This window comes from Streptomyces sp. BoleA5, from assembly GCF_000373665.1.
GTDB lineage: Bacteria > Actinomycetota > Actinomycetes > Streptomycetales > Streptomycetaceae > Actinacidiphila.
In genome coordinates this window covers 25104-47241 of record NZ_KB892103.1, presented here as the reverse complement: position 1 = coordinate 47241, position 22138 = coordinate 25104, and the positions used below count along the sequence as shown (strand labels likewise).

The window sequence follows — 22138 nt, the reverse complement described above, 5'->3', positions numbered from 1 at the left end:
CACCTGTGTCGGGTAACGAAGAACCGGTGATGACGGCAAAGGACTTCTGGCGCGAGACGCTGATCCCGCTCGCACAGGAGACCGTCCTCCCCATCGACCTCCCGTATACGCAAGACCCCGCGGGACCCACCGCCGTCCGCTCCCGCGCGCTGCCCGGTACGGCCGCGGCGGAGGAACGGCACCTGGCGGCGTACGTCGCCCTGCTCCACCACTACGGCGGCGGCGCCACCGATCTCGTCCTCGCCCACGACGGGCTGCCGCTGCGCGTCGCCCTCACGGCGGACACCACCTTCGCAGGGCTCACCGCGCGGGTCTCCGACGCCGCGGCGCGGGCCCGCGCCCACCGCGTCCCCGCCGGCGCCCTCGCCGCCGAACTGGGCGCCGCGGCGACCCGCGGCGGCGGTCTCCTCTGCAACACCGGCTTCGCCGCGGGCGACTGGGCCGGCGGCCCCCTCGACCTCGAACTGCGGGTGACCCCCGGTGAGGTCCACGCCTCGTACCGGCCCGGCCTCTTCGAGGCCCCGACCGTCGACCGGATCCTCGGCCACTACGCCACCCTGCTCGCCGACGCCACCGCGGACCCCGGCCGCGCCGTCGGGGACCTCGTGCTGCTGGACGGGCCGGAGCGGCACCGCGTCCTGCACGAGTGGAACGACACCGGGCACGACGTCCCGCTCGCCACCTGGCCCGCCATGTTCGCCGAGCAGGTCCGCACCCGGCCCGACGAGACCGCCCTGGTCTTCGAGGGCGTCCGCCTCACGTACGCCGAACTCGACGCCCGCGCCAACCGGCTGGCCCACGCCCTGACCGCCCGGGGCGCCGGCCCCGAGACGGTGGTGGCGCTGGCCGTGCCGCGCTCGGCGGAGCTCATCGTCGCCGAGGTCGCGGTGCTCAAGTCCGGCGCCGCCTACCTGCCGGTCGACACCGACTACCCCGCCGACCGCGTCGCCTACATGCTCACCGACGCCGCCCCCGTCTGCCTCCTCACCACCGCCGAGGTCGCCGCGGAGCTGCCCGGCGAGGTGCCCACGCTGATCGTCGACGCCCCGGACACCGTCGCCGAACTCGCCGGGCTGCCAACCCACGCCCCCGACCTCGGCGGCCGGCTGACCGTCGCCAACGCCGCCTACGTCATCTACACCTCGGGCTCCACCGGCCGCCCCAAGGGCGTCGTCCTCTGCCACGCGGGTGTCGCCAAGCTCGTCGCCACCCAGAGCGAGCGCTTCGGCATCGGCCCGCACAGCCGGGTGCTGCAGTTCGCCTCCCCTGGCTTCGACGTCGCCTTCTGGGACCTGTGCCTCGGCCTGCTCTCCGGCGGACGGCTCGTCGTCGTGCCCTCGGAGTGCCGCGTCCCGGGGCCGGCGCTCGCCGACTACGCGAACGCCAACGGCATCACCTTCATGATCCTGCCGCCCGCGCTGCTCGCCGCCATGCCCGACGACGTGCACCTGCCCGCGGAGGCGACGCTGCTCGCCGGAACCGAGCGGGTCTCGCCCGAACTCGTCGGCCGCTACGCGCGCGGCCGCATGATGTTCAACGCCTACGGCCCGACCGAGGCGACCACCAACTCCACGCTCGGCCTGTGCGACCCCGACACCCCGGCCGGAACCATCGTCCCCATCGGCGTGCCCGACCCCGGCACCCACGCCTACGTCCTCGACGCCCGGCTGCGTCCGGTCCCGGCGGGGGTCGCGGGAGAGCTCTACCTCGGCGGCGCAGGACTCGCCCGCGGCTACCTCGGTCGGCCCGACCTGACGGCCGAGCGGTTCGTCGCCGACCCCTTCGGCGAGCCGGGGGAGCGGCTGTACCGCACCGGCGACCTTGTGCGCTGGAAGGCCGACGGGCGCCTGGAGTTCCTCGGCCGCGTCGACAGCCAGGTCAAGATCCGCGGCTTCCGCATCGAGCCCGGCGAGATCGAGTCCGTGCTGCGCGCCCACCCCGCCGTCGCCCAGGCCGCCGTCGTCGTCCGCGAGGACCGTCCCGGCGACCGGCGGCTGGCCGCGTACGTCGTGCCGTCGCTCGACGGCGAGGCCGGGGTCGCCGAGTGGAAGGACCTGCACGAACTCCTCTACTCCGCGGCGGGCTCCGAGGGTTTCCAGGAGAACTTCGCCGGCTGGAACAGCATGTACGACGGGCTTCCCATCCCGCTCGCCGACATGCGCGAGTGGCGGACGGCCACCGTCGAGCGCATCGCCGCGCTCGAGCCGCGCCGCGTCCTGGAGATCGGCGTCGGCAGCGGCCTTCTGCTGTCCCGCCTCGCCCCCGGCTGCGAGGCGTACTGGGGCACCGACGTCTCCGAGGAGGCCGTCGCCGCGCTGCGCGCCCAGATCCGCGACGTGCCGGAACTCGCCGGGCGGGTCGAACTGTCGGCCCGCCCCGCACACGACACCACGGGACTGCCCGAGGGGCACTTCGACGTCGTCGTCATCAACTCCGTCGCCCAGTACTTCCCCGGCGCGGACTACCTCGAGGACGTGCTGCGCAAGGCCGCCGCGCTGCTCGCGCCCGGCGGAGCCCTCTTCGTCGGCGACGTCCGCAACCTGCGTCTGCTGCGCACCCTGCGCGCCGCCGTGGAGAGCCGGCGCGGTGCCGGGAACGCCGATGGCCCCGACGACAAGGAGGCGCTCCGCGCCGCCGTCGACCGGTCGGTGGCCTGGGAGGGCGAACTCCTCGTCGACCCCGACTGGTTCGCGGGCCTCGACGGCTTCGCCGCGCAGGTTCGCGTCAAGCGCGGCACCCACCACAACGAGCTGACCCGCTACCGCTACGACGTCGTGCTGCGCCCGGCGGCGGACGCCGCCCCCGACGCGGGCGAGGAGATCGCATGGGCCGCCCTCGGCGGCCTGGACACCCTCGACGCCCGGCTCGCCGCGCGCCCGGAGCGGCTGCGCGTCACCGCCGTGCCCAACGCCCGCCTCACCGAGGACCTCGACGCCCTCGCCGTCCTCGACGACAGCAGCCGTGCCGACGGCGCCGGCGGCGTCGATCCCGAGTCGCTGCACGAACTCGCCGCGCGGCACGGCCTGTCCGCCGCCGTCACCTGGACCGGCGACGCCGACGACGGCAGCGTCGACGCGGTCTTCGTCCCCGAGGGCGCCGACCCCGGCGCGCTGTACCGGCCGGGCGGCGGCCGCCCGCCCGCGAACCGGCCCGCCCCCTTCCGGGACGTCACCGCGCTGATGCGGACGCTGCGCGCGCACGCCGCCGAATTCCTGCCGGAGTACATGGTCCCCGCGGCCCTCGTCCCCCTGGACCGCCTGCCGGTGACGCCCAGCGGCAAGCTCGACGGCGCCGCCCTGCCCGTCCCCGACTACGCCGCCCTCAGCTCGGGCCGCGCCCCGCGCGACGCCCGCGAGGAACTGCTGTGCGCCCTGTACGCACGGGCCCTCGGCCTGCGGACCGTCACCATCGACGACGACTTCTTCGCCCTCGGCGGCGACAGCATCGTCGCGATCCAGCTGCTCGTGCTCGCCCGCCGCGCCGGGCTGCGGCTCACCCCGCGTGACGTGTTCCGGCACCGCACGGTCGCCGCGCTGGCCGAGGTCGCCCAGGAGGGCGGCCCGGACGACGCCACCGCCACAGACGTGGACGCGCCCCTGGTGTCGCTGACGGACGCGGAACTGGCCGCCGTACGCGACGAGCTGACGGCCACCGTCGACGAGGTGCTGCCGCTCGGCCCGCTGCAGGAGGGCTTCTTCTTCCACGCCCTCGTCGACGGCGCCGACCACGACACCTACGTCGTCCAGCAGGCCGTCGAGCTGTCCGGCCCCGTCGACGGCGCCGCGCTCCGCCGCGCCATGGAACGGCTCCTGGAGCGGCACGCGCCGCTGCGCGCCTGCTTCCGCCAGCTCCCCGACGGCCGGCCCGTCCAGGTCGTCACCGGCGGCGCCGCGCTGCCCTGGCGCGAGGTCGACCTGTCCGCCCAGGGAGACGGCGTGCGCCGCGGCCTCGCGGACGCCGTCGCCGCGGACGAGCGGTCCCGGCCCTTCGACCTCGCCCGGCCGCCCCTGCTGCGCTGCGCGCTCGTCCGTCTCGGCACGGACCGCAGCCGCCTGCTGCTGACGTTCCATCACATCGTCGCGGACGGGTGGTCGCTGCCCGTCCTGCACCGTGAGCTGATGGCCCTGTACGCGGACGACCCGGCGCCCCTGCCCGAGGTGCCCGCCTACGCCGGCTTCCTGCGCCGCGTCGCCGCCGCCGACCGGGACGCCGCCCGCGCCGCGTGGCGTACCGCGCTCGCCGGACTGGAGGGCCCGACGCACCTGGTGGACGCGCCCGCCGACGGCGGCCCGGTGGAGCCCGCGCAGGTCCGCGTCGAGCTCGCCGAGCGCGTCACGGCCCGCCTCGCGGCCCGTGCCCGGGAACTCGGCGTCACTCTCGGCACCGTCGTGCAGGGCGCCTGGGGCCTGCTGCTGGGCCGGCTGACCGGACAGCAGGACGTCGTCTTCGGCACCACCGTCTCCGGCCGCGACGTCGCCGTCGACGGCATCGACTCCATGGTCGGCCTCTTCATCAACACCCTGCCGACCCGCTTCGCCTGGGAACCGGCCACCGGCATCGGCGCCCTGCTGCGCCGCCTCCAGGACGAGCAGAGCGCCCTGCTGGACCACCAGCACCTCGGCCTCGCCGAGATCCAGCGTGCCTCCGGGCACGCGGGCGGCGGCGAACTCTTCGACACCCTCGTCGTGTTCGAGAACTACCCCGCCGAGACCGGACTCGCCGACCCCTCGGGCACCGTGCGCGTCACCGGCCACGCCTTCCACGACACCGTGCACTATCCCCTCGCGCTCATCGTGAAGCCGGGCCGCCGCATGGACCTGCGGCTCAAGCACCACGCGCGCAGGATCGGCGCCGACGCCGTCCGCGCCCTCGGCGCCCGGCTCACGCTGCTGCTGGAGGCGATCGGCGACGACCCCGGCCGTCCGGTGGCCTCCGTCGACCTGCTCACCCCGCGCGAGCACGACACCGCCCACCTCGAAGGCGCCGTCCGCGCCGTCCCCGTCACCACGCTGCCCGCCGCCATTGCCGGGCAGACCGCCCGGACGCCCGACGCGACCGCCGTCGTGTACGGCGACACCACCCTCACGTACGCCGAACTCGACGCGCGCGCCGAGGCGCTGGCCGTGCGGCTGCGTGCCGGCGGCGCGGGCCCCGGGCGCTTCGTGGCCGTCGCCGTCCCGCGCTCGGCGGAGCTGATGGTGGCGCTGCTCGGCGTCCTCAAGTCCGGCGCGGCCTACCTGCCCGTCGACCTGGACTACCCGGCGGAGCGCGTCGCCTACATGCTCGCCGACTCCGGTGCGGCCACCGTCGTCACCACGGCGGCCGACGCCCCGCGGCTGCCCTCCGCGGAGGGCCTGACGCCGCTGCTGGTGGACGCCCCGGCCGAAGACGTCCGGGGCACCGGTGCGGGCGACGCGGCGGTGCCCGACGACCCGGCGTACCTCATCTACACCTCCGGCTCCACCGGGCGCCCCAAGGGCGTCGTCGTCACCCACCGGGCCATCGTCAACCGCCTCGCGTGGACGCAGGGCGAGTACGGCCTGACGGCCGGCGACCGCGTGCTGCAGAAGACCCCGTCCAGCTTCGACGTCAGTGTGTGGGAGTTCTTCTGGCCGCTGTGCGAGGGCGCCGCCGTCGTCCTCGCCCGGCCGGACGGGCACCGCGACCCGGCCTACCTCGCCGGACTCGTCCGCGAACAGGGCGTCACCACCATGCACTTCGTGCCCTCCATGCTGGAGGCGTTCCTGAGCACCCCGGAGGTGACCGCCGACGCGTCGTGGGCGGCGGGCCTGCGCCGAGTGCTCAGCAGCGGCGAGGCCCTGCCCGGCGGAGCCGCCGCGCGCTGGACGGCGCTCACCGCAGTACCGCTGCACAACCTCTACGGGCCCACCGAGGCCGCCGTCGACGTCACCCACCACCCCTTCGACGGCGCCCCGGACACCACCGTGCCCATCGGGCGCCCCGTGTGGAACACCGGACTGCGGGTGCTGGACGCCTGCCTGCACCCGGTACCGGAGGGCGTGCCCGGCGAGCTCTACCTGACGGGCGAGCAGCTCGCCCGCGGCTACCACGGCCGCTCCGCGCTCACCGCCGAGCGCTTCGTGGCCGACCCGTACGGCGCGCCGGGCACCCGCATGTACCGCACCGGCGACCTGGTTCGTCGGCGTGCCGGGGGAGTCGTGGAGTACCTGGGCCGCACCGACCGCCAGGTCAAGCTGCGCGGCAACCGCATCGAGCCCGGCGAGACCGAGGCCGCCCTGGTACGGCTCCCGGAGGTCGCCCAGGCCGCTGTGACAGTGCGCGAGCAGCGCCTCGTCGCGTACGTCGTGCCGTCCCAAGGCGCCCGGCCGGACACCGCCGCGCTGCGCGCCGCCGTGGCCGACGTGCTGCCCGCGCCGCTCGTCCCGGACGCCTTCGTCGTGCTGGACGCGCTGCCGCTCACCCCCAGCGGCAAGCTCGACCGCTCCGCGCTGCCCGCGCCCGAGGCCGAGCGGGCCCCCGCCCGCGCCCCGCGCACCGACCGCGAGCGGACACTGACCGAGGTCTTCGCGGCCGTCCTCGGCCTGCCGGACGCGGGCCCCGACGACGACTTCTTCCTCCTCGGCGGCGACAGCATCAGCTCCATCGGCGTGGCCGGCCGCGCCCGCGCCGCCGGTCTCGAACTGACCCCGCGCGACGTCTTCGAGCACCGCACCCCCGCCGCTCTCGCCCTGGCCGCCGGCACCGGCGCGGCGTCCGTAAACCGCCCCGGGCCCGTCAGCCCGGAGCTGACGCCCGAGGAGACCGAGCGCGTCCACCGCACCGCCGGGGGAGCGGTCGCCGAGATCTGGCCCCTCGCCCCGCTCCAGGAAGGGCTGTTCTTCCACTCCGCCTACGACGACGGCGCCCTGGACGTCTACACCGTCCACGAGACCTTCGACTTCGCCGAGCGCCTGGACGAGGACCGGCTGCGCGCCGCCGCCCGCACCCTGCTCGACCGCAACCCCGGGCTGCGCGCCGGATTCACCAGCGACGGGCTGCGCCGGCCCGTGCAGTTCATCGTCGCCGAGCCCGAGGTGCCACTGGCGACGGTCGACCTGTCGGCGCTGCCCGCCGCCGAGCAGGAGGCGCGGCTGCGCGCCCTGATGGACGAGGAGCGCACCCGCCGCTTCGACCTGTCCGCGCCGCCCCTGTTCCGCATGCTGCTCGTACGCCGCGGCTCTGAGCTTGGCGACCGCCTCGTCATCGGCCGCCACCTGATCCTGTGGGACGGCTGGTCCGCCTGGCTCCTCCTCGACCAGCTCTTCGCCCTCTACGCGACGGGCGGCGACGACACCGGCCTGCCGCGCCCCGGCTCCTACGGTGACTACCTGGCCTGGCTGGGCACCCAGGACGACGCCGCCGCGACCGCCGCCTGGCGCGCCGCGCTGGCCGGCCTGGAGGAGCCCACCCTCCTCGTGCCGGCCGTCGCCGACGCCGGCCTGGAACCCGTCATCCCCGAGCAGCTGGACGCGCTGCTGCCCGCGGAGCTGGGCGACCGGCTCCGCGAGCGGGCCCGCGCCCACGGCCTCACCCTCAACACGGTGCTCAACGCCGCCTGGGGCCTGACCCTGGCCTCCGCGACCGGCCGCACCGACGTCGTCTTCGGCACCACCGTCGCGGGCCGGCCGACCGAGGTGCCGGACGTCGAGAACGTCATCGGCATGTTCCTCAACACCGTCCCCGCCCGCGTCGCCCTCGACCCGGCGGAGACCGTCCTCGACCTGCTGCGGCGCATCCAGGGCGAACGGCTGGAACTGATGCCGTACGAGTACCTGGGCCTCGGCGTGCTGCAGGCCGAGACCGGCCACCGGCGGCTGTTCGACACCCTCTTCGTGCTGCGCGACAACGACACCGAGGACCGGCTGGAGCGGCTGCGCACCGAGCACGGCGCCACCGCCGTCGCCAACGTCGACGCCACGCACTACCCCGTCAACCTGATCGTGACGCCGGGACAGCGCGTCCTCGTCACCCTCGCGCACCGGCCCGACGTCGTCCCGCACGAGTCCGCCCGCGCGCTGCTGGACCGCTTCACGCTGCTGCTGGGGCGCATGGCGGAGGACCTGGCGGCCCCCGTCGGGCGTCTCGACCCGCTGCTGCCCGCCGAACACGCCGCCCTGGAGCGGGAGTGGGCCGGCAGCCGGGTTCCCGAGCCCGCCGAGACCGTCGCCGACCTCCTCGCCGCGCAGGCCGCCCGGACCCCGGACGCCACCGCGCTCGTCTTCGGCGAGCGCACCCTGACCTATGCCGAGCTGGACGCGGCCGTGAACCGCACGGCCCGGCTGCTGCTCGCCCGCGGCGCGGGACCGGAGAGGGTCGTCGCGCTGGGCCTGCCGCGCTCCCTGGACATGGTCGTGGCCCTCTTCGCGGTGCTGCGCACCGGTGCCGCCTACCTGCCGCTGGAACTGGACCACCCCGCCGACCGGCTCTCCCTGATGCTGGAGGACGCCCGCCCGCTGCTGCTCCTGACGAACGCCGCCGTCTCCGCCACCCTGGACGCCGGCACCCCGCGCGTCCTCCTCGACGACCCGGCCGTCGCCACCGAGCTGGCGGAGCTGTCCGGCACCCCCGTCGAGGTGCGCTTCAGCCTGGAGCACCCCGCGTACGTCATCTACACCTCCGGCTCCACCGGCCGCCCCAAGGGCGTCGTCACCCCCTACCGGGGCCTGACGAACATGCAGCTCAACCACCAGAAGGAGATCTTCGAACCGGCGATCGCGTCGGCCGGCGGGCGGCGGCTGCGCGTCGCGCACACCGTGTCCTTCGCCTTCGACATGTCGTGGGAGGAGCTGCTGTGGCTGGTCGAGGGCCACGAAGTGCACGTCTGCGACGAGGAGCTGCGCCGTGACGCCCACGCCCTGACCGCCTACTGCGAGCGGCACCGCATCGACGTCGTCAACGTCACCCCGACCTACGCCCGGCTGCTCATCGAGGAGGGGCTGCTCGAAGGGCACGTCCCGCCGCTGGTGCTGCTCGGCGGCGAGGCCGTCCCCGAGACGGTCTGGACCCGGTTGCGCGACACCGAGGGCACCTACGGCTACAACCTGTACGGCCCGACCGAGTACACCATCAACACCCTCGGCGGCGGCACCCACGACAGCGCCCCCCCGACCGTCGGCCGCCCGATCCGCGGCACCCGCGCCCACGTCCTCGACGCTTGGCTGCGCCCGGTGCCGGACGGCGTGCCCGGCGAGCTGTACATCGCGGGCATCGGCCTGGCCCGCGGCTATCTGGACCGGCCGGGGCTGACCGCCGAGCGGTTCGTCGCCGACCCCTTCGGCGAACCCGGCGAGCGGATGTACCGCACCGGCGACCTGGTGCGCCGGGGTGCCGAAGGCAACCTGGACTTCCTCGGCCGCACCGACGACCAGGTCAAGATCCGCGGCTACCGCGTCGAGCCGGGCGAGATCGAGAGCGCCCTCAGCCGCCACCCGCGCGTGTCTCAGGCCGCCGTCGTCGTCCGCGACGACCGCCTGGTGGGGTACGTCGTCCCCGCCCCCGCCCCCGCCGACGCCGCCGAGCGCGAGTCCCTCGAGCGCGCCCAGGTCGGCGACTGGCAGGAGATCTACTCCGACGAGTACGAGGAGATCTCCGCCGCCGTCTTCACCGAGGAGTACGCGGGCTGGGACAGCTCCTACGACGGGCAGCCCATCCCCTTCGACGACATGCACGAGTGGCGCGAGGCCACCCTCGCCCGCATCCGCGAACTGCGCCCGCGCCGCGTCCTGGAGATCGGCGTCGGCTCCGGCCTGCTGCTGTCCCGGCTGGCCCCGGACGCCGAGGCGTACTGGGCCACCGACTTCGCCGCCCCCGTCATCCGCAAGATCGGCGAGGAGCTGCGGCGCGACCCGGAGCTCGCCGCCAAGGTGGAGCTGCGCTGCCGCCCCGCCGACGACCTGGAGGGGCTGCCCACCGGGTACTTCGACACGATCGTCGTCAACTCCGTCATCCAGTACTTCCCGAGCGCGGCCTACCTGGAGTCGGTCGTGCGCGGCGCCATGGAGCTGCTCGCCCCCGGCGGCGCGCTCTTCGTCGGCGACGTCCGCAACCTGCGGCTCGCCCGCACCTTCCACACCGAGATCCAGCGCGCCCGGGGCACCGGCGCAGCGGACGTCGAGCGGGCCGTGGAACGCGGACTGCGCCTGGAGAAGGAACTCCTGGTCGACCCGGACTTCTTCGCGCACCTCGGGTACGGACTCGACCTGCGCACCAAGCGAGGACACCACCACAACGAGCTGACCCGCCACCGCTACGACGCCGTTCTCTACCGGGCGGAGCCCTCCCTCCGGCTCGGCGACGAGCCCGAGGCGGGCTGGTCGCCCGGGCTTCCCGAGCGGCTGCGCGAGGAGCGACCCGAGCGGCTGCGCGTCACCGGCGTGCCGGACGGCCGCGTCCGGCCGGACGGCGTCGACCCGGAGGCCCTGCACGACCTGGGCGCCGGTCTCGGCTACCGCGTGCTCACCACGTGGGGTGCCGAGACGGGCACCTACGAGGCCGTGTTCGTCCCCGCCGGCGCCACCGGCACGACCGCCGGGCTGTACCGGCCGGGCGGCGGCAGCGCACCGTACGCCAACGAACCGGCGGCGGCCCGCGACGCGAGCGCCCTCGTGCGCGTGCTGCGCGAGGACCTGAAGCGCGAACTGCCCGAGTACATGGTCCCCGCGGCCTTCGTCACCCTCGACCGGCTGCCGATGAACGTCAACGGCAAGCTCGACGTCCGGGCGCTGCCCGACGCGGAGCCGGCCGTGGCCCTCGGCGGCGGACGAGGACCGCGCTCCCCGCAGGAAGAGGTGTTGTGCCGCCTGTTCGCCGAGGTGCTGGGCCTGCCGTCGGTGGGCGCCGAGGACGGCTTCTTCGACCTGGGCGGCCACTCGCTGCTCGCCACCCGGCTGGTCAGCCGGGCCCGCACCGAACTCGGGGCCGAACTCGCGATCCGCGACCTCTTCGAGGCCCCGACGCCCGCCCTGCTCGCGGTCCGCGCGGACGCCGGACGGCCCGCCCGCCCCGCGCTCGCGGCGGCAGCCGAACGGCCCGGCCTCGTGCCGCTCTCCGCCGCGCAGCGCCGTCTGTGGCTGGTGGAGCGCCTCACCGGCGGCGGCGCCGCGTACAACTTCCCGCTCGTCTTCCGGCTGCGCGGTGCCCTCGACACCGACGCGCTGGGCCAGGCCCTGTGCGACGTCGCGGGCCGCCATGAGGCGCTGCGCACCCTCGTCGGGGAACAGGACGGCGAGCCGTACCAGCGGATCGTCCCCGCCGGCGAGGCGCTGCCGGAGTTCACCGTCGCCGAGTGCGCCGGGTCCGACCTCCCGGGGCTGATCGGGTCCGCACAGCGCCGTCCCTTCGATCTTGCCACGCAACTGCCGCTGCGCTGCGAGGTGTTCCGGGTCGGTGCTGACGACCACGTGGTGGCGGTCGTGCTGCACCACATCACCACCGACGAGTGGTCCGACCGCCCCTTCATGGCGGACCTGACGTCCGCCTACGCCGCCCGCGTCGCGGGCTCCGTCCCGGCCTGGCAGCCGCTGCCCGTCCAGTACGCGGACTACACCCTCTGGCAGGAACGCCTCCTCGGCACGGTCGGCGGCACGCAACTCGCCTACTGGACCGAGCGGCTGCGCGACCTGCCCGAGGAGCTGAGGCTGCCGCTCGACCGCCCGCGTCCCGCCGCGCCCACCGGTGCCGGGGCGATCGTGCGCGGCGAGGTCCCGGTCGGCCTCGGCCGGGAACTGCGGGAGCTGTCCACCGCCACCGGCACCAGCATGTTCATGCTGTTCCAGGCCGCAACCGCCGCCCTGCTGCACCGCCTCGGCGCGGGCGAGGACGTGCCGCTCGGCGCGCCCATCGCGGGCCGCACCGACAGCGGCCTCGACGACCTGGTCGGCTTCTTCGTCAACACCCTGGTGCTGCGCACCGATCTGTCCGCCGACGGATTGACGTTCCGTCAGCTGCTGGCGCGGGTGCGTGAGTCCGCGCTGGCGGCGTTCGAGCACCAGGACATGCCCTTCGACCGGGTCGTGGAAGCGGTGAACCCGCCGCGCGCGGCGGGCCGCAACCCGCTGTTCCAGGTCATGCTGGGATACCACCACCGCCCGGACGGCGACCCCGACGTCTTCGGGCTGCCCACCGAGTGGTTCGACATGGACACCGGCACGGCCAAGTTCGACCTCGACTTCACCTTCGTCGACCACGGCGAGGCGCACCCGCTGGCGCTGCTGCTGGAGTACGCCACCGACCTGGCCGACGAGGCCACCGCCGCGCTGCTCGTCGCCCGGCTGGTCCTGCTGCTGCGGCAGGCCGCGGCCCAACCCGACCTCCCGCTCGCGGAGTTCGACCTGCTCGCGCCGGCCGAGCACGAGGCCGCGGCCGTCGCCTGGAACGACACCGCGCGGTACCCCGCCGAGACCCGCGCGGTGCCGGAGATCCTCGCCGACACCGTCCGCGCCCACCCGCGGCGGACGGCGCTGGTCACCGCCGAGGGCGCGCTGACCTTCGCCGCACTGGGCGAGCGGGTCGACGCCATCGCCGCGATGCTGCGCGGTCACGGCGCCGCCGAGGGCGCCGTCGTCGGCCTCGCGCTGCCGCGGCACGCCATGGTCCCCGCGATCCTCGGCGTGCTCGCCTCCGGCGCCGGCTACCTGCCGCTCGACCCCGCGCTGCCCGCCGACCGGCTGGAGTTCATGCTCCGCGACACGGCACCGGTCTGCCTGCTGACCACCGCCGAACTCGCCGAACACCTCCCGGCCGTACGGGGCGTCACACGGTTGCTGCTCGACGGCACGCTGCCCGACGGCCCGCCGTCCGGGACCGAGTCCGCGCGCCCGGCCGGGTACCCGGCGCTGAGCGCCGCGTACACGATCTACACCTCCGGCTCCACCGGTACCCCCAAGGGCGTCGTCGGCACCCATCAGGGCCTGTCCAACCTGTACGGCGCGCACCTGCGCGACATGATCGAGCCGGCGGTCCGCGCCACCGGCCGCGAGGCGCTGAAGGCCGCGCACACCGCCTCGTTCAGCTTCGACGGGTCGTGGGACCCGCTGCTGTGGCTGCTGGCGGGCCACGAACTCCACGTCGTGGACGAGGCGACGATGCTCGACCCGGCCGGATTGCCGGCCCATCTGGCCGAGCACGGCGTGGACTACGCGGACTTCACCCCGACCCACCTGGGCGAGCTGATGCACCACGGCTTCCTCGCCCCCGGCGGCTACGCGCCCGCCGTCCTCACCGTCGGCGGCGAGGCCACCCCGGCCCCGCTGTGGCGGCGGCTCACCGCGCTGCCCGGCACGGTCGTCCACGACCTGTACGGGCCGACGGAATGCGCCGTCGACGCCTACGGCAGGCACGGCGGGCCCCCGGAGTGGGCGGCGCCGCTGGACAACACGCGCGCGTACGTCCTCGACGAGCGGCTGCGCCCCGCACCGCTCGGCGTGCCCGGCGAGCTGTACCTCGCCGGTGCGGGCCTGGCCCGCGGCTACCTCGGCCGCCCCGGTCTGACAGCCGAGCGCTTCGTGGCCGACCCGTCGGGGGAGCCGGGCGACCGCATGTACCGCACCGGCGACCTGGCGCGCCGCAGGGCCGACGGCTCGTTGGACTACCTGGGCCGCACCGACGACCAGGTCAAGATCCGCGGCTTCCGCGTCGAGCTCGGCGAGATCGAGTCCGTCCTGACCGCGGGTCCCGGCGTGGCGGCGGCCGCCGTCCTCGTCCGCGAGGACACACCCGGCGTGCCGCGCCTGGTCGCGTACGTCGTCCCCGCCCCCGGCCACGAGCCCGACCCGGCCGCGCTGCGCGCCCGCGTGGCCGCCGCGCTGCCCGACCACATGGTGCCCGCGGCGTTCGTCGGCCTCGGGGCCCTGCCGCGTACCGTCAACGGCAAGCTGGACCGCGCCGCGCTGCCCGCGCCCGACCTGTCCGCCGCCGTCGGCGGCCGCCTGCCCCGCACCCCGCGCGAGGAACTGCTGGCCGAGCAGTTCGCCGCCGTGCTGGGCCTGGAACGCGTCGGCGTCGACGACGACTTCTTCGTGCTCGGCGGCCACTCGCTGCTCGCGATGCGCCTGATCAGCCGCGTCCGTACCGCGCTCGGCGCCGAGGTGACACTGCGGGCCGTCTTCGACGCGCCCACCGTCGCCGGCCTCGCCGCCCTGCTGGACGGCGAGAGCGCGGTGGAGCGCCCGCCGCTGGTCGCCGGCCGTGCCCTGCCCGAGCGGCTGCCGCTCTCCTCCGCCCAGCACCGGCTGTGGCTGCTGCACCAGGTCGACGCCGCCGACCCCTCCTACAACCTCCCGGCCGCCTGGCGCCTCACCGGGGCTCTCGACCACGCCGCCCTGGAGGAGGCGCTGAACGACCTTGTCGCCCGCCACACGACGCTGCGCACGGTCTTCCCGGCCGTGGACGGCGTGCCCCACCAGCGCGTCCTGGCCCCCGAGCAGGCGCGGGTGACCCTCGGCGGCGCGTCCCCTGACGAGCTGCCCGGGATCGCCGCGCGGCCGTTCGACCTGGAGCGCGAACTCCCGCTGCGCGCCGCGCTGTGCGCGACCGGGCGGGACGAGCACGTGCTGCTGCTGGTGCTGCACCACATCGCCACCGACGAGTGGTCGGACCGGGCGCTGCTCGCCGGCCTCGGCACCGCCTACGCCGCGCGCGCCGCCGGGCATGCCCCCGACTGGGCCCCGCTGCCGGTGAGTTACGCCGACTACACCCTGTGGCAGCGCGAGCTGCTGGAGCACTCCGGCGACGATCTCCTCGCGTACTGGACCGAGACCCTGCGCGGACTCCCCGAGGAACTGGCGCTGCCCACCGACCGGCCGCGCCCCCAGGAGTCCTCGCACACCGGCGGCACCGTGGGCTTCACGATCCGGCCCGAACCGGAACGCGCCCTGCGCACGCTCGCCCGCCGCGAGGGCGCCAGCATGTTCATGGTCTCCCAGGCCGCCGTCGCCGCCCTGCTCCACCGCCTCGGCGCGGGCGACGACATCCCCCTCGGCGCGCCCGTCTCCGGACGCGGCGACGAGCGCCTGGAGGACCTGGTCGGCTTCTTCGTCAACTCCCTCGTGCTGCGCACCGACCTGTCCGGCGACCCGGGCTTCGCCGAGGTGCTGCGCCGCGTCCGCGCCGCCGACCTGGCCGCGTACGAGCACCAGGACCTGCCCTTCGAACGCCTGGTCGAGGCACTCGACCCGGGCCGCTCCCTGACCCGCCACCCGCTGTTCCAGGTGATGGTCGTCCACCTCGCCGAGCGCGCCGGCGCGCCCGTGCTGCCGGGCCTCACGGCGCGGCCGGAGCCGTTCGCCCAGGACACCGCCAAGTTCGACCTCAGCTTCGACTTCGTCGAGCAGGGCGAGGGCAACGGCATCCAGGGCTGGATCGAGTACAGCGCCGACCTGTTCGACCGGACCACCGCCGAACTCCTCGCCCGCCGCATGGAACGCCTGCTGGAGCAGGCCGCCGCCGAACCCGAGCGGCCGGTCGGGCACCTCGACGTAATGGACGGCGGCGAACGCGCCCGCGTCCTGGGGGAGTGGAACGCCACCGGCCACCCCGTGCCCGGCCTCACCCTCCCCGAGCTGTTCCGCGCCCAGGCCGCGGCGACCCCGTCCGCGCCCGCGCTGCTGGTGGAGGACGCCGCCGTCGGGTACGCCGAGCTGGACGCCCGCGTCGAACGCCTCGCCCACGTCCTCGCGGGCGCCGGCGTCGGCCCGGAGACCACGGTGGCCGTGGCGCTGCCCCGCTCCGCGGCCCTGGTCGTCACACTGCTCGCCGTCCACCGCGCGGGCGGCGCCTACCTGCCCCTGGACACCGGCTACCCCGCGGAGCGGCTGGCGTTCATGCTCGCCGACGCCCGCCCGGCGTGCGTGGTGACCGCCGAGGGCGTGGCCCTGCCGGACACCGGCGCGCCGCGCCTGGTGGTCGACGCCGACGGGACCCCGGCGGCGGACGCCCCCACCGGCCCGCTCCCGCGGGCGTACGACCCGCGCCGGCCCGCCTACGTCATCTACACCTCCGGCTCGACCGGCCGCCCCAAGGGCGTCGTCGTACCGCAGGAGGGCATCGTCAACCGCCTGCTGTGGATGCAGGACACCTACGGCCTGACCCCTGAGGACCGCGTGCTGCAGAAGACACCGGCCGGCTTCGACGTGTCGGTCTGGGAGTTCTTCTGGCCGCTGGTCACCGGTGCCGCACTGGTCGTGGCGCGACCCGAGGGCCACAAGGACCCCGCGTACCTGGCGCGGCTCATCCGGCGGTCCGGCGTCACCACGGCGCACTTCGTGCCGTCGATGCTCCACGCCTTCCTCGCCGAACCGGCCGCGGCCGGCTGCACGGGCCTGCGCCGCGTGATCTGCAGCGGCGAGGCGCTGCCCGCCCCGCTCGCCGCCCGATTCCACGAGGTGCTGGGCACGGCCGCGCTGCACAACCTGTACGGCCCCACGGAGGCGTCCGTCGACGTCACCGCCCACCAGGTGGTGCCGGGTGCGGCCGCCGTCCCGATCGGCCGCCCGGTGTGGAACACCCGCGCCCTCGTGCTGGACGCCTCCCTGCGCCCGGTTCCGCCGGGCGTACCGGGCGAGCTGTACCTCGCCGGCGTCCAGCTGGCGCGCGGCTACCTCGGCCGGTCCGGCCTGACCGCGGAGCGATTCGTGGCCGACCCGTACGGGGAGCCCGGGAGCCGCATGTACCGCACCGGCGACCTGGCCCGATGGAACCGCGACGGGGAGCTGGAGTACCTGGGGCGCGCCGACGACCAGGTCAAGCTGCGCGGCTTCCGTGTGGAACCGGGCGAGACCGAGGCCGTACTGACCCGGCACCCCGCCGTCGCCTCGGCCACCGTCCTGCTCCGCGACGAGCGCCTGGTCGCCTACGTCGTCCCCGCCGCCGGGCAGGAGCCCGACACGGCGGCCCTGCGCGCCGACGCCGCCGCCGCGCTCCCGGAGCACATGGTGCCCGCCGCCTTCGTCGTCCTGGACACCCTCCCGCTGACGCCGAACGGCAAGCTCGACCGTGCGGCCCTGCCCGCGCCGGACTTCGCCGCCCAGGTCACCGCGACCGCGCCGCGCACCCCGCTCGAGGAGCGCATGTGCGGGCTCGTCGCGGCCGTCCTCGGCCTCGAACGCGTCGGCGCGGACGACGACTTCTTCACCCTCGGCGGGGACAGCATCGTCGCCATGCAGCTCGTCGTCCGGGCCCGCGCCGCCGGGCTGACGATCACGCCGCGCGACGTCTTCCGCCACAAGACCCCCGCGGGCCTGGCGGCCGTCGCCTCCGACACCGTCCGCCCGGACACGGCGGCCGGCACCGAGCTGCTGCCCGGCCTCACCGACGCCGAACGCGCCGAACTCCGCGGCGCCGGAACGGCCGAGCCGCTCCCGCTCTCCCCGCTCCAGGCCGGTCTGCTCTTCCACGCCTCCTTCGACTCCGGCGACCAGGGCCCCGACGTCTACACCGTCCAGGTGTCGTACGACATCGAGGGCGCGCTCGACCCCGAGCGGCTGCGCGCCGCCGGGCAGGCCCTCCTCGACCGGCACGAGAGCCTGCGCGCGGGCTTCCGCTACCTCTCCTCCGGCCGCCCCGTGGCCGTCGCGCCGCGTTCGGTGCCGCTCCCGTGGCGCCACGTCGACCTGACGGCCGTCGCGGACGCCGAGACGGAGTGGGAACGCCTCCTCCTGCAGGAACGCCGCCGCTTCGACCCCGCGGAACCGCCGCTGCTGCGGCTGCTGCTGGCGCGGACCGGCGACGGCGGGCACCGCCTCGTCCTCTCCCACCAGCACCTGCTGCTCGACGGCTGGTCGGTGCCCCGCCTGATGGCGGAACTGACCGCCCTCCACGACGGGACCACCCCGCCCGCCACCGCCCCCTACCGCGACCACCTGCGCTGGCTCGCCGGGCAGGACACGGCGGCCTCCGCGGCCGCCTGGGCCGCGGCCCTGGAGGGACTGGAGGAGCCCACCCACCTGGTGCCCGCCGACGCCGACCGGGCGCCGGCCGTGCCGCGCACCCACACGGTGGAGGCGGACGAGGAGCTGAACCGGGCGCTCGGCGCGCTCGCCCGGCGCCGCGGCCTCACCGTCAACACGCTCGTGCAGGCCGCCTGGGGGGTCGTGCTCTCCCGGCTGACCGGCCGCGACGACGTCGTGTTCGGGGCCACCGTGGCCGGACGCCCGCCGGAGCTGGACGGCGTCGAGTCCATGATCGGCCTGTTCGTCAACACCGTGCCCGTCCGCGTCCGGCTGCGCCCGCAGGAGCCGGTCGGTGCCCTGCTGGACCGCCTCCAGGACGAGCAGTCACGCCTGCTGCCGCACCAGTACCTGGGCCTGGCCGACATCCAGCGCGGCGCCGGGCTCGGCGACCTCTTCGACACGCTGGTGGTCTTCGAGTCCTACCCGGTCGCGGAGGACACCGGCGACATCGACGAGGCGGCCCTGCGCCTGTCCGTGCGCGAGCACGAGGACTCCACGCACTACCCGTTCGCCTGGGCCGTCGAGCCCGACGAACGCCTGCGCCTCACGGCCGAGTTCCGCCCCGACCTGTTCACCCCGGCCGCCGCCCGGCGCATCGCATCGGCCATGCTCCGCGTCCTGGCGGCGATGGCCGCCGACCCGGACACCGCCGTCGGACGGCTCGACATCCTCGCCGACGCCGACCGCCGTCTGCTGCTGGAGACCTGGAACGACACGGCCCTGCTCCCGCCGGCCGGCGACGCCACCGTCCCCGCCCTGTTCGCCGCGCGGGCGGCGGCGTCCCCGGACGCGGTCGCCGTCACCGACGCCACCGTGACGTGGACCTTCGCCGAACTCGGCGCGCGCACCGGGCGGCTGGCCCGCGTGCTGGCCGGCGCGGGCGCGGGCCCCGAGGGGATCGTGGCGCTGGCGCTGCCGCGCACCGCCGACCACATCACGGCGATCCTCGCCGTCATGACGGCGGGCGCCGCCTACCTGCCCATCGACCCCGACCTGCCCGCCGACCGCGTCCACGACATGCTCGCCGACGCCGGGCCGAGGCTGATCCTGACCACGCGCGAACTCGCCGCGTCCCTCCCCGGCACGGACGTCCCGGTGCTGCACCTGGACGCCCTCGACGGGCTGCCCGAGGCGGCCCCGCAGGCCCCGGCCCCCGACCACCCGGCGTACGTCATCTACACCTCCGGCTCGACGGGCCGGCCCAAGGGCGTCGTCGTCACCCAGCGCAGCCTCGCCAGCCTCTTCCACAGCCACCGCCACGACCTCCACGACCGCGCCAAGGAACTGACCGGCCGCCGCCACCTGAGGGTCGGCCACGCCTGGTCGTTCTCCTTCGACGCGTCCTGGCAGCCGCAGCTGTGGCTGCTGGACGGGCACGCGCTGCACATCGTGGACGACGAGACGCGCCGCGACGCGGAGCGCCTCGCCGCCCTCATCCGCGCCGAGGGGCTGGACTTCATCGAGGTGACCCCGTCGCTGCTCGCGCAGATGGCCGACACCGGCCTGATCCAGGACGGCCACTGCCCGATGGCGGTGGTCGGCGTCGGCGGCGAGGCCGTACCCGACGCGCTGTGGTCGCGCCTGGCGGCGCTGGAGTCCACCGAGGCCTTCAACCTGTACGGGCCGACCGAGGCCACCGTCGACGCCCTCGTCGGACGGGTCGCCGACAGCGACCGGCCCGTCGTCGGCCGCCCGGTCCGCAACACGCGGGCGTACGTCCTCGACGCCTCGCTGCGCCTGGTGCCGCCCGGCGTCACCGGCGAGCTGTACCTGTCCGGTGCCGGGCTCGCCCGCGGCTACCTGGGCCGCCCGGACCTGACGGCCGAGCGCTTCGTCGCCGACCCGTACGGGGAGCCGGGGAGCCGCGTGTACCGCACCGGCGACCTCGCCCGGTGGACCGAGGAGGGGCAGCTGGAGTACGCCGGCCGCTCCGACGACCAGGTCAAGATCCGCGGCTACCGGGTCGAGCTCGCCGAGGTCGAGACCGCCCTCGCCGCGCACGACTCCGTCGCCCAGGTGGTGGTCGCCGCACGCGAGGAGCGGCCGCGCGTGCGTCAGCTCGTCGGATACGTCGTCCCCGCCGAGGGGCGCGCCCCCGACCCCGTCGCGCTGCGGGCCCATGTGGCGGCGAGCCTGCCGGAGTACATGGTCCCGGCCGCCGTGGTCGTCCTGGAGCGGCTGCCGCTGCTGTCCAACGGCAAGCTGGACCGCAAGGCCCTGCCCGCCCCCGACTTCACCGCGGGCACCGGCGGCCGCAGGCCCGGCAACGGCACCGAACGCACCCTGTGCGGCATCGTCGCCGAGGTGCTGGGACTGCCCGTGGAGGCCGTCGGCACCGACGACGACTTCTTCGCCCTCGGCGGCGACAGCATCGTCGCGATGCGGTTCGTCAGCCGGGCCCGTGCGGCGGGACTGCGGATCACCCCCCGGCAGGTCTTCCAGCACCGCGACGTCGCCTCGCTCGCCGAGGCCGCCGTCCCGCTCGCCGGCGACGAGCTGGTCCGTACCCACGACGACGGCACCGGCCTGGTCCCGCTCACCCCGATCATGCACGCGCTGTGCGAGCGTGGCGGCCCCATCTGGGGATACCACCAGGCCGCGCTCCTGCAGACCCCGGCGGACACGGACGAGGACGGCCTGCTGGCGGTCCTGCGCGCGGTCGCCGACCGGCACGACATGCTCCGCGCCCGCCTGGAACGCACGCGCACCCGGCCGTGCTCCGAGGGCGAGCGCGGCGAGCGGTGGGCGCTGCGCGTGCCCGCCCCGGGCACCGTCGACGTGACGTCCTGGCTCGTCCGCGCCGACGTCGCCGGCGCGGACGACGCCGAGCTGCGCGAGACGATCTCCGCCCACGCGGTCACCGCGCGGGCCGGACTCGACCCGGACACCGGCGACATGGTGCGCGCGGTGTGGTTCGACGCCGGACCCGGGCGCCCGGGACGGCTGCTGCTGCTCCTGCACCACCTCGTCGTCGACGGCGTGACCTGGCGCATCCTGCTCCCCGACCTGGAGACCGCCTGGGCGGCCGTCGCCGCGGGCCGCACACCGGAACTGCCCCCCGTGGACGTCTCCTTCCGCCGCTGGGCCGAACTGCTCACCGCCCGCGCGCAGGACCCCTCCCGCGAGGACGAACTGCCCCGCTGGACCTCGGTCCTCGCCGACGGGGCGGGCCTGCCGCTGGCCCGCCCGCTGGACACGGAACGCGACACCGTGGAGAGCACCCGCTACCTGACGCTGACCCTGCCCGCCGACATCACCGGACCCCTGCTCGGGCGGGTGCCCGCCGCGTACGGCGCGAGCGTCAACGACGTGCTGCTGACCGCCTTCGCGCGGGCCGTCGCCGACTGGCGGACCAGGGTGCTCGGCGCGCAGCCCGGCAGCGCCGTCCTCGTCGACCTCGAAGGCCACGGCCGCGAGGAGGAACTCGCGGGCAACGCCGATCTGTCGCGCACCATCGGCTGGTTCACCAGCGTCGTCCCGGTCCGCCTCGACCCGGGCCCCGCGGGCCTCGACCCCGACGAGGCCGTCGCCCGCGTCCGCGAGCACCTGACCGCCGCGCCCACCGGCGGCGTCGGACACGGCCTGCTGCGCCACCTCAACCCGGTCACCGGGCCCGAACTGGCCCGGCTCGCCCAACCGCAGATCGAGTTCAACTACATGGGCCGCTTCGACGTCCCCGAGGCCGCCGACTGGTCGTACGCGCCGGAGGGCGACGCCGCCGACCTCGACGCCGACCCCGGGATGCCGATGTCCCACGCCCTCACCCTCAACGCCCTCACCGAGGACCGCCCCGGCGGCCCCGAGCTGAGCGCCCACTGGGCCTACGCCGGCGAACTCCTCACCGAGGAGGCCGTCCGGGATCTGGCGCAGACCTGGTTCCGGGCCCTTGAGGCCCTGGTCACACGGAAGGAAACCACCCGATGAGCAGCAACCCCTTCGAGAACCCCGACGGCGTCTACTCCGTCCTGGTCAACGCCGAGGGCCAGCACAGCCTGTGGCCGGACTTCGTCGCCGTCCCGGCCGGCTGGACGGTCGCCCACGGCCCGGCGGGCCGCCAGGAGTGCCTGGAGTACGTGGAGACCCACTGGACGGACCTGCGCCCGAAGAGCCTCGTCGAGGGCCGCTGACGGTCGACGCACGTCGAAGGGGCCGCCCCGCGCACCGCGGGGCGG

The 22138-nt window shown here is 75.6% G+C and carries 2 protein-coding genes; both read left to right on the top strand.

Annotation, left to right across the window (positions count from 1 at the left end):
• Positions 1–29 precede the first annotated feature (29 nt).
• The gene (locus tag B085_RS0118625; RefSeq protein WP_018560087.1) at positions 30–21890 is read left to right on the top strand and encodes a non-ribosomal peptide synthase/polyketide synthase; all 21861 of its coding nucleotides are present in this window, start codon (positions 30–32) and stop codon (positions 21888–21890) included.
• A complete protein-coding gene (locus B085_RS0118620) occupies positions 21887–22093 on the top strand; it encodes an MbtH family protein (RefSeq protein ID WP_018560086.1) in 207 nt (68 codons plus the stop codon). The genes B085_RS0118625 and B085_RS0118620 overlap by 4 nt, the downstream gene beginning before the upstream one ends.
• The last annotated feature ends 45 nt before the right edge of the window (positions 22094–22138 follow it).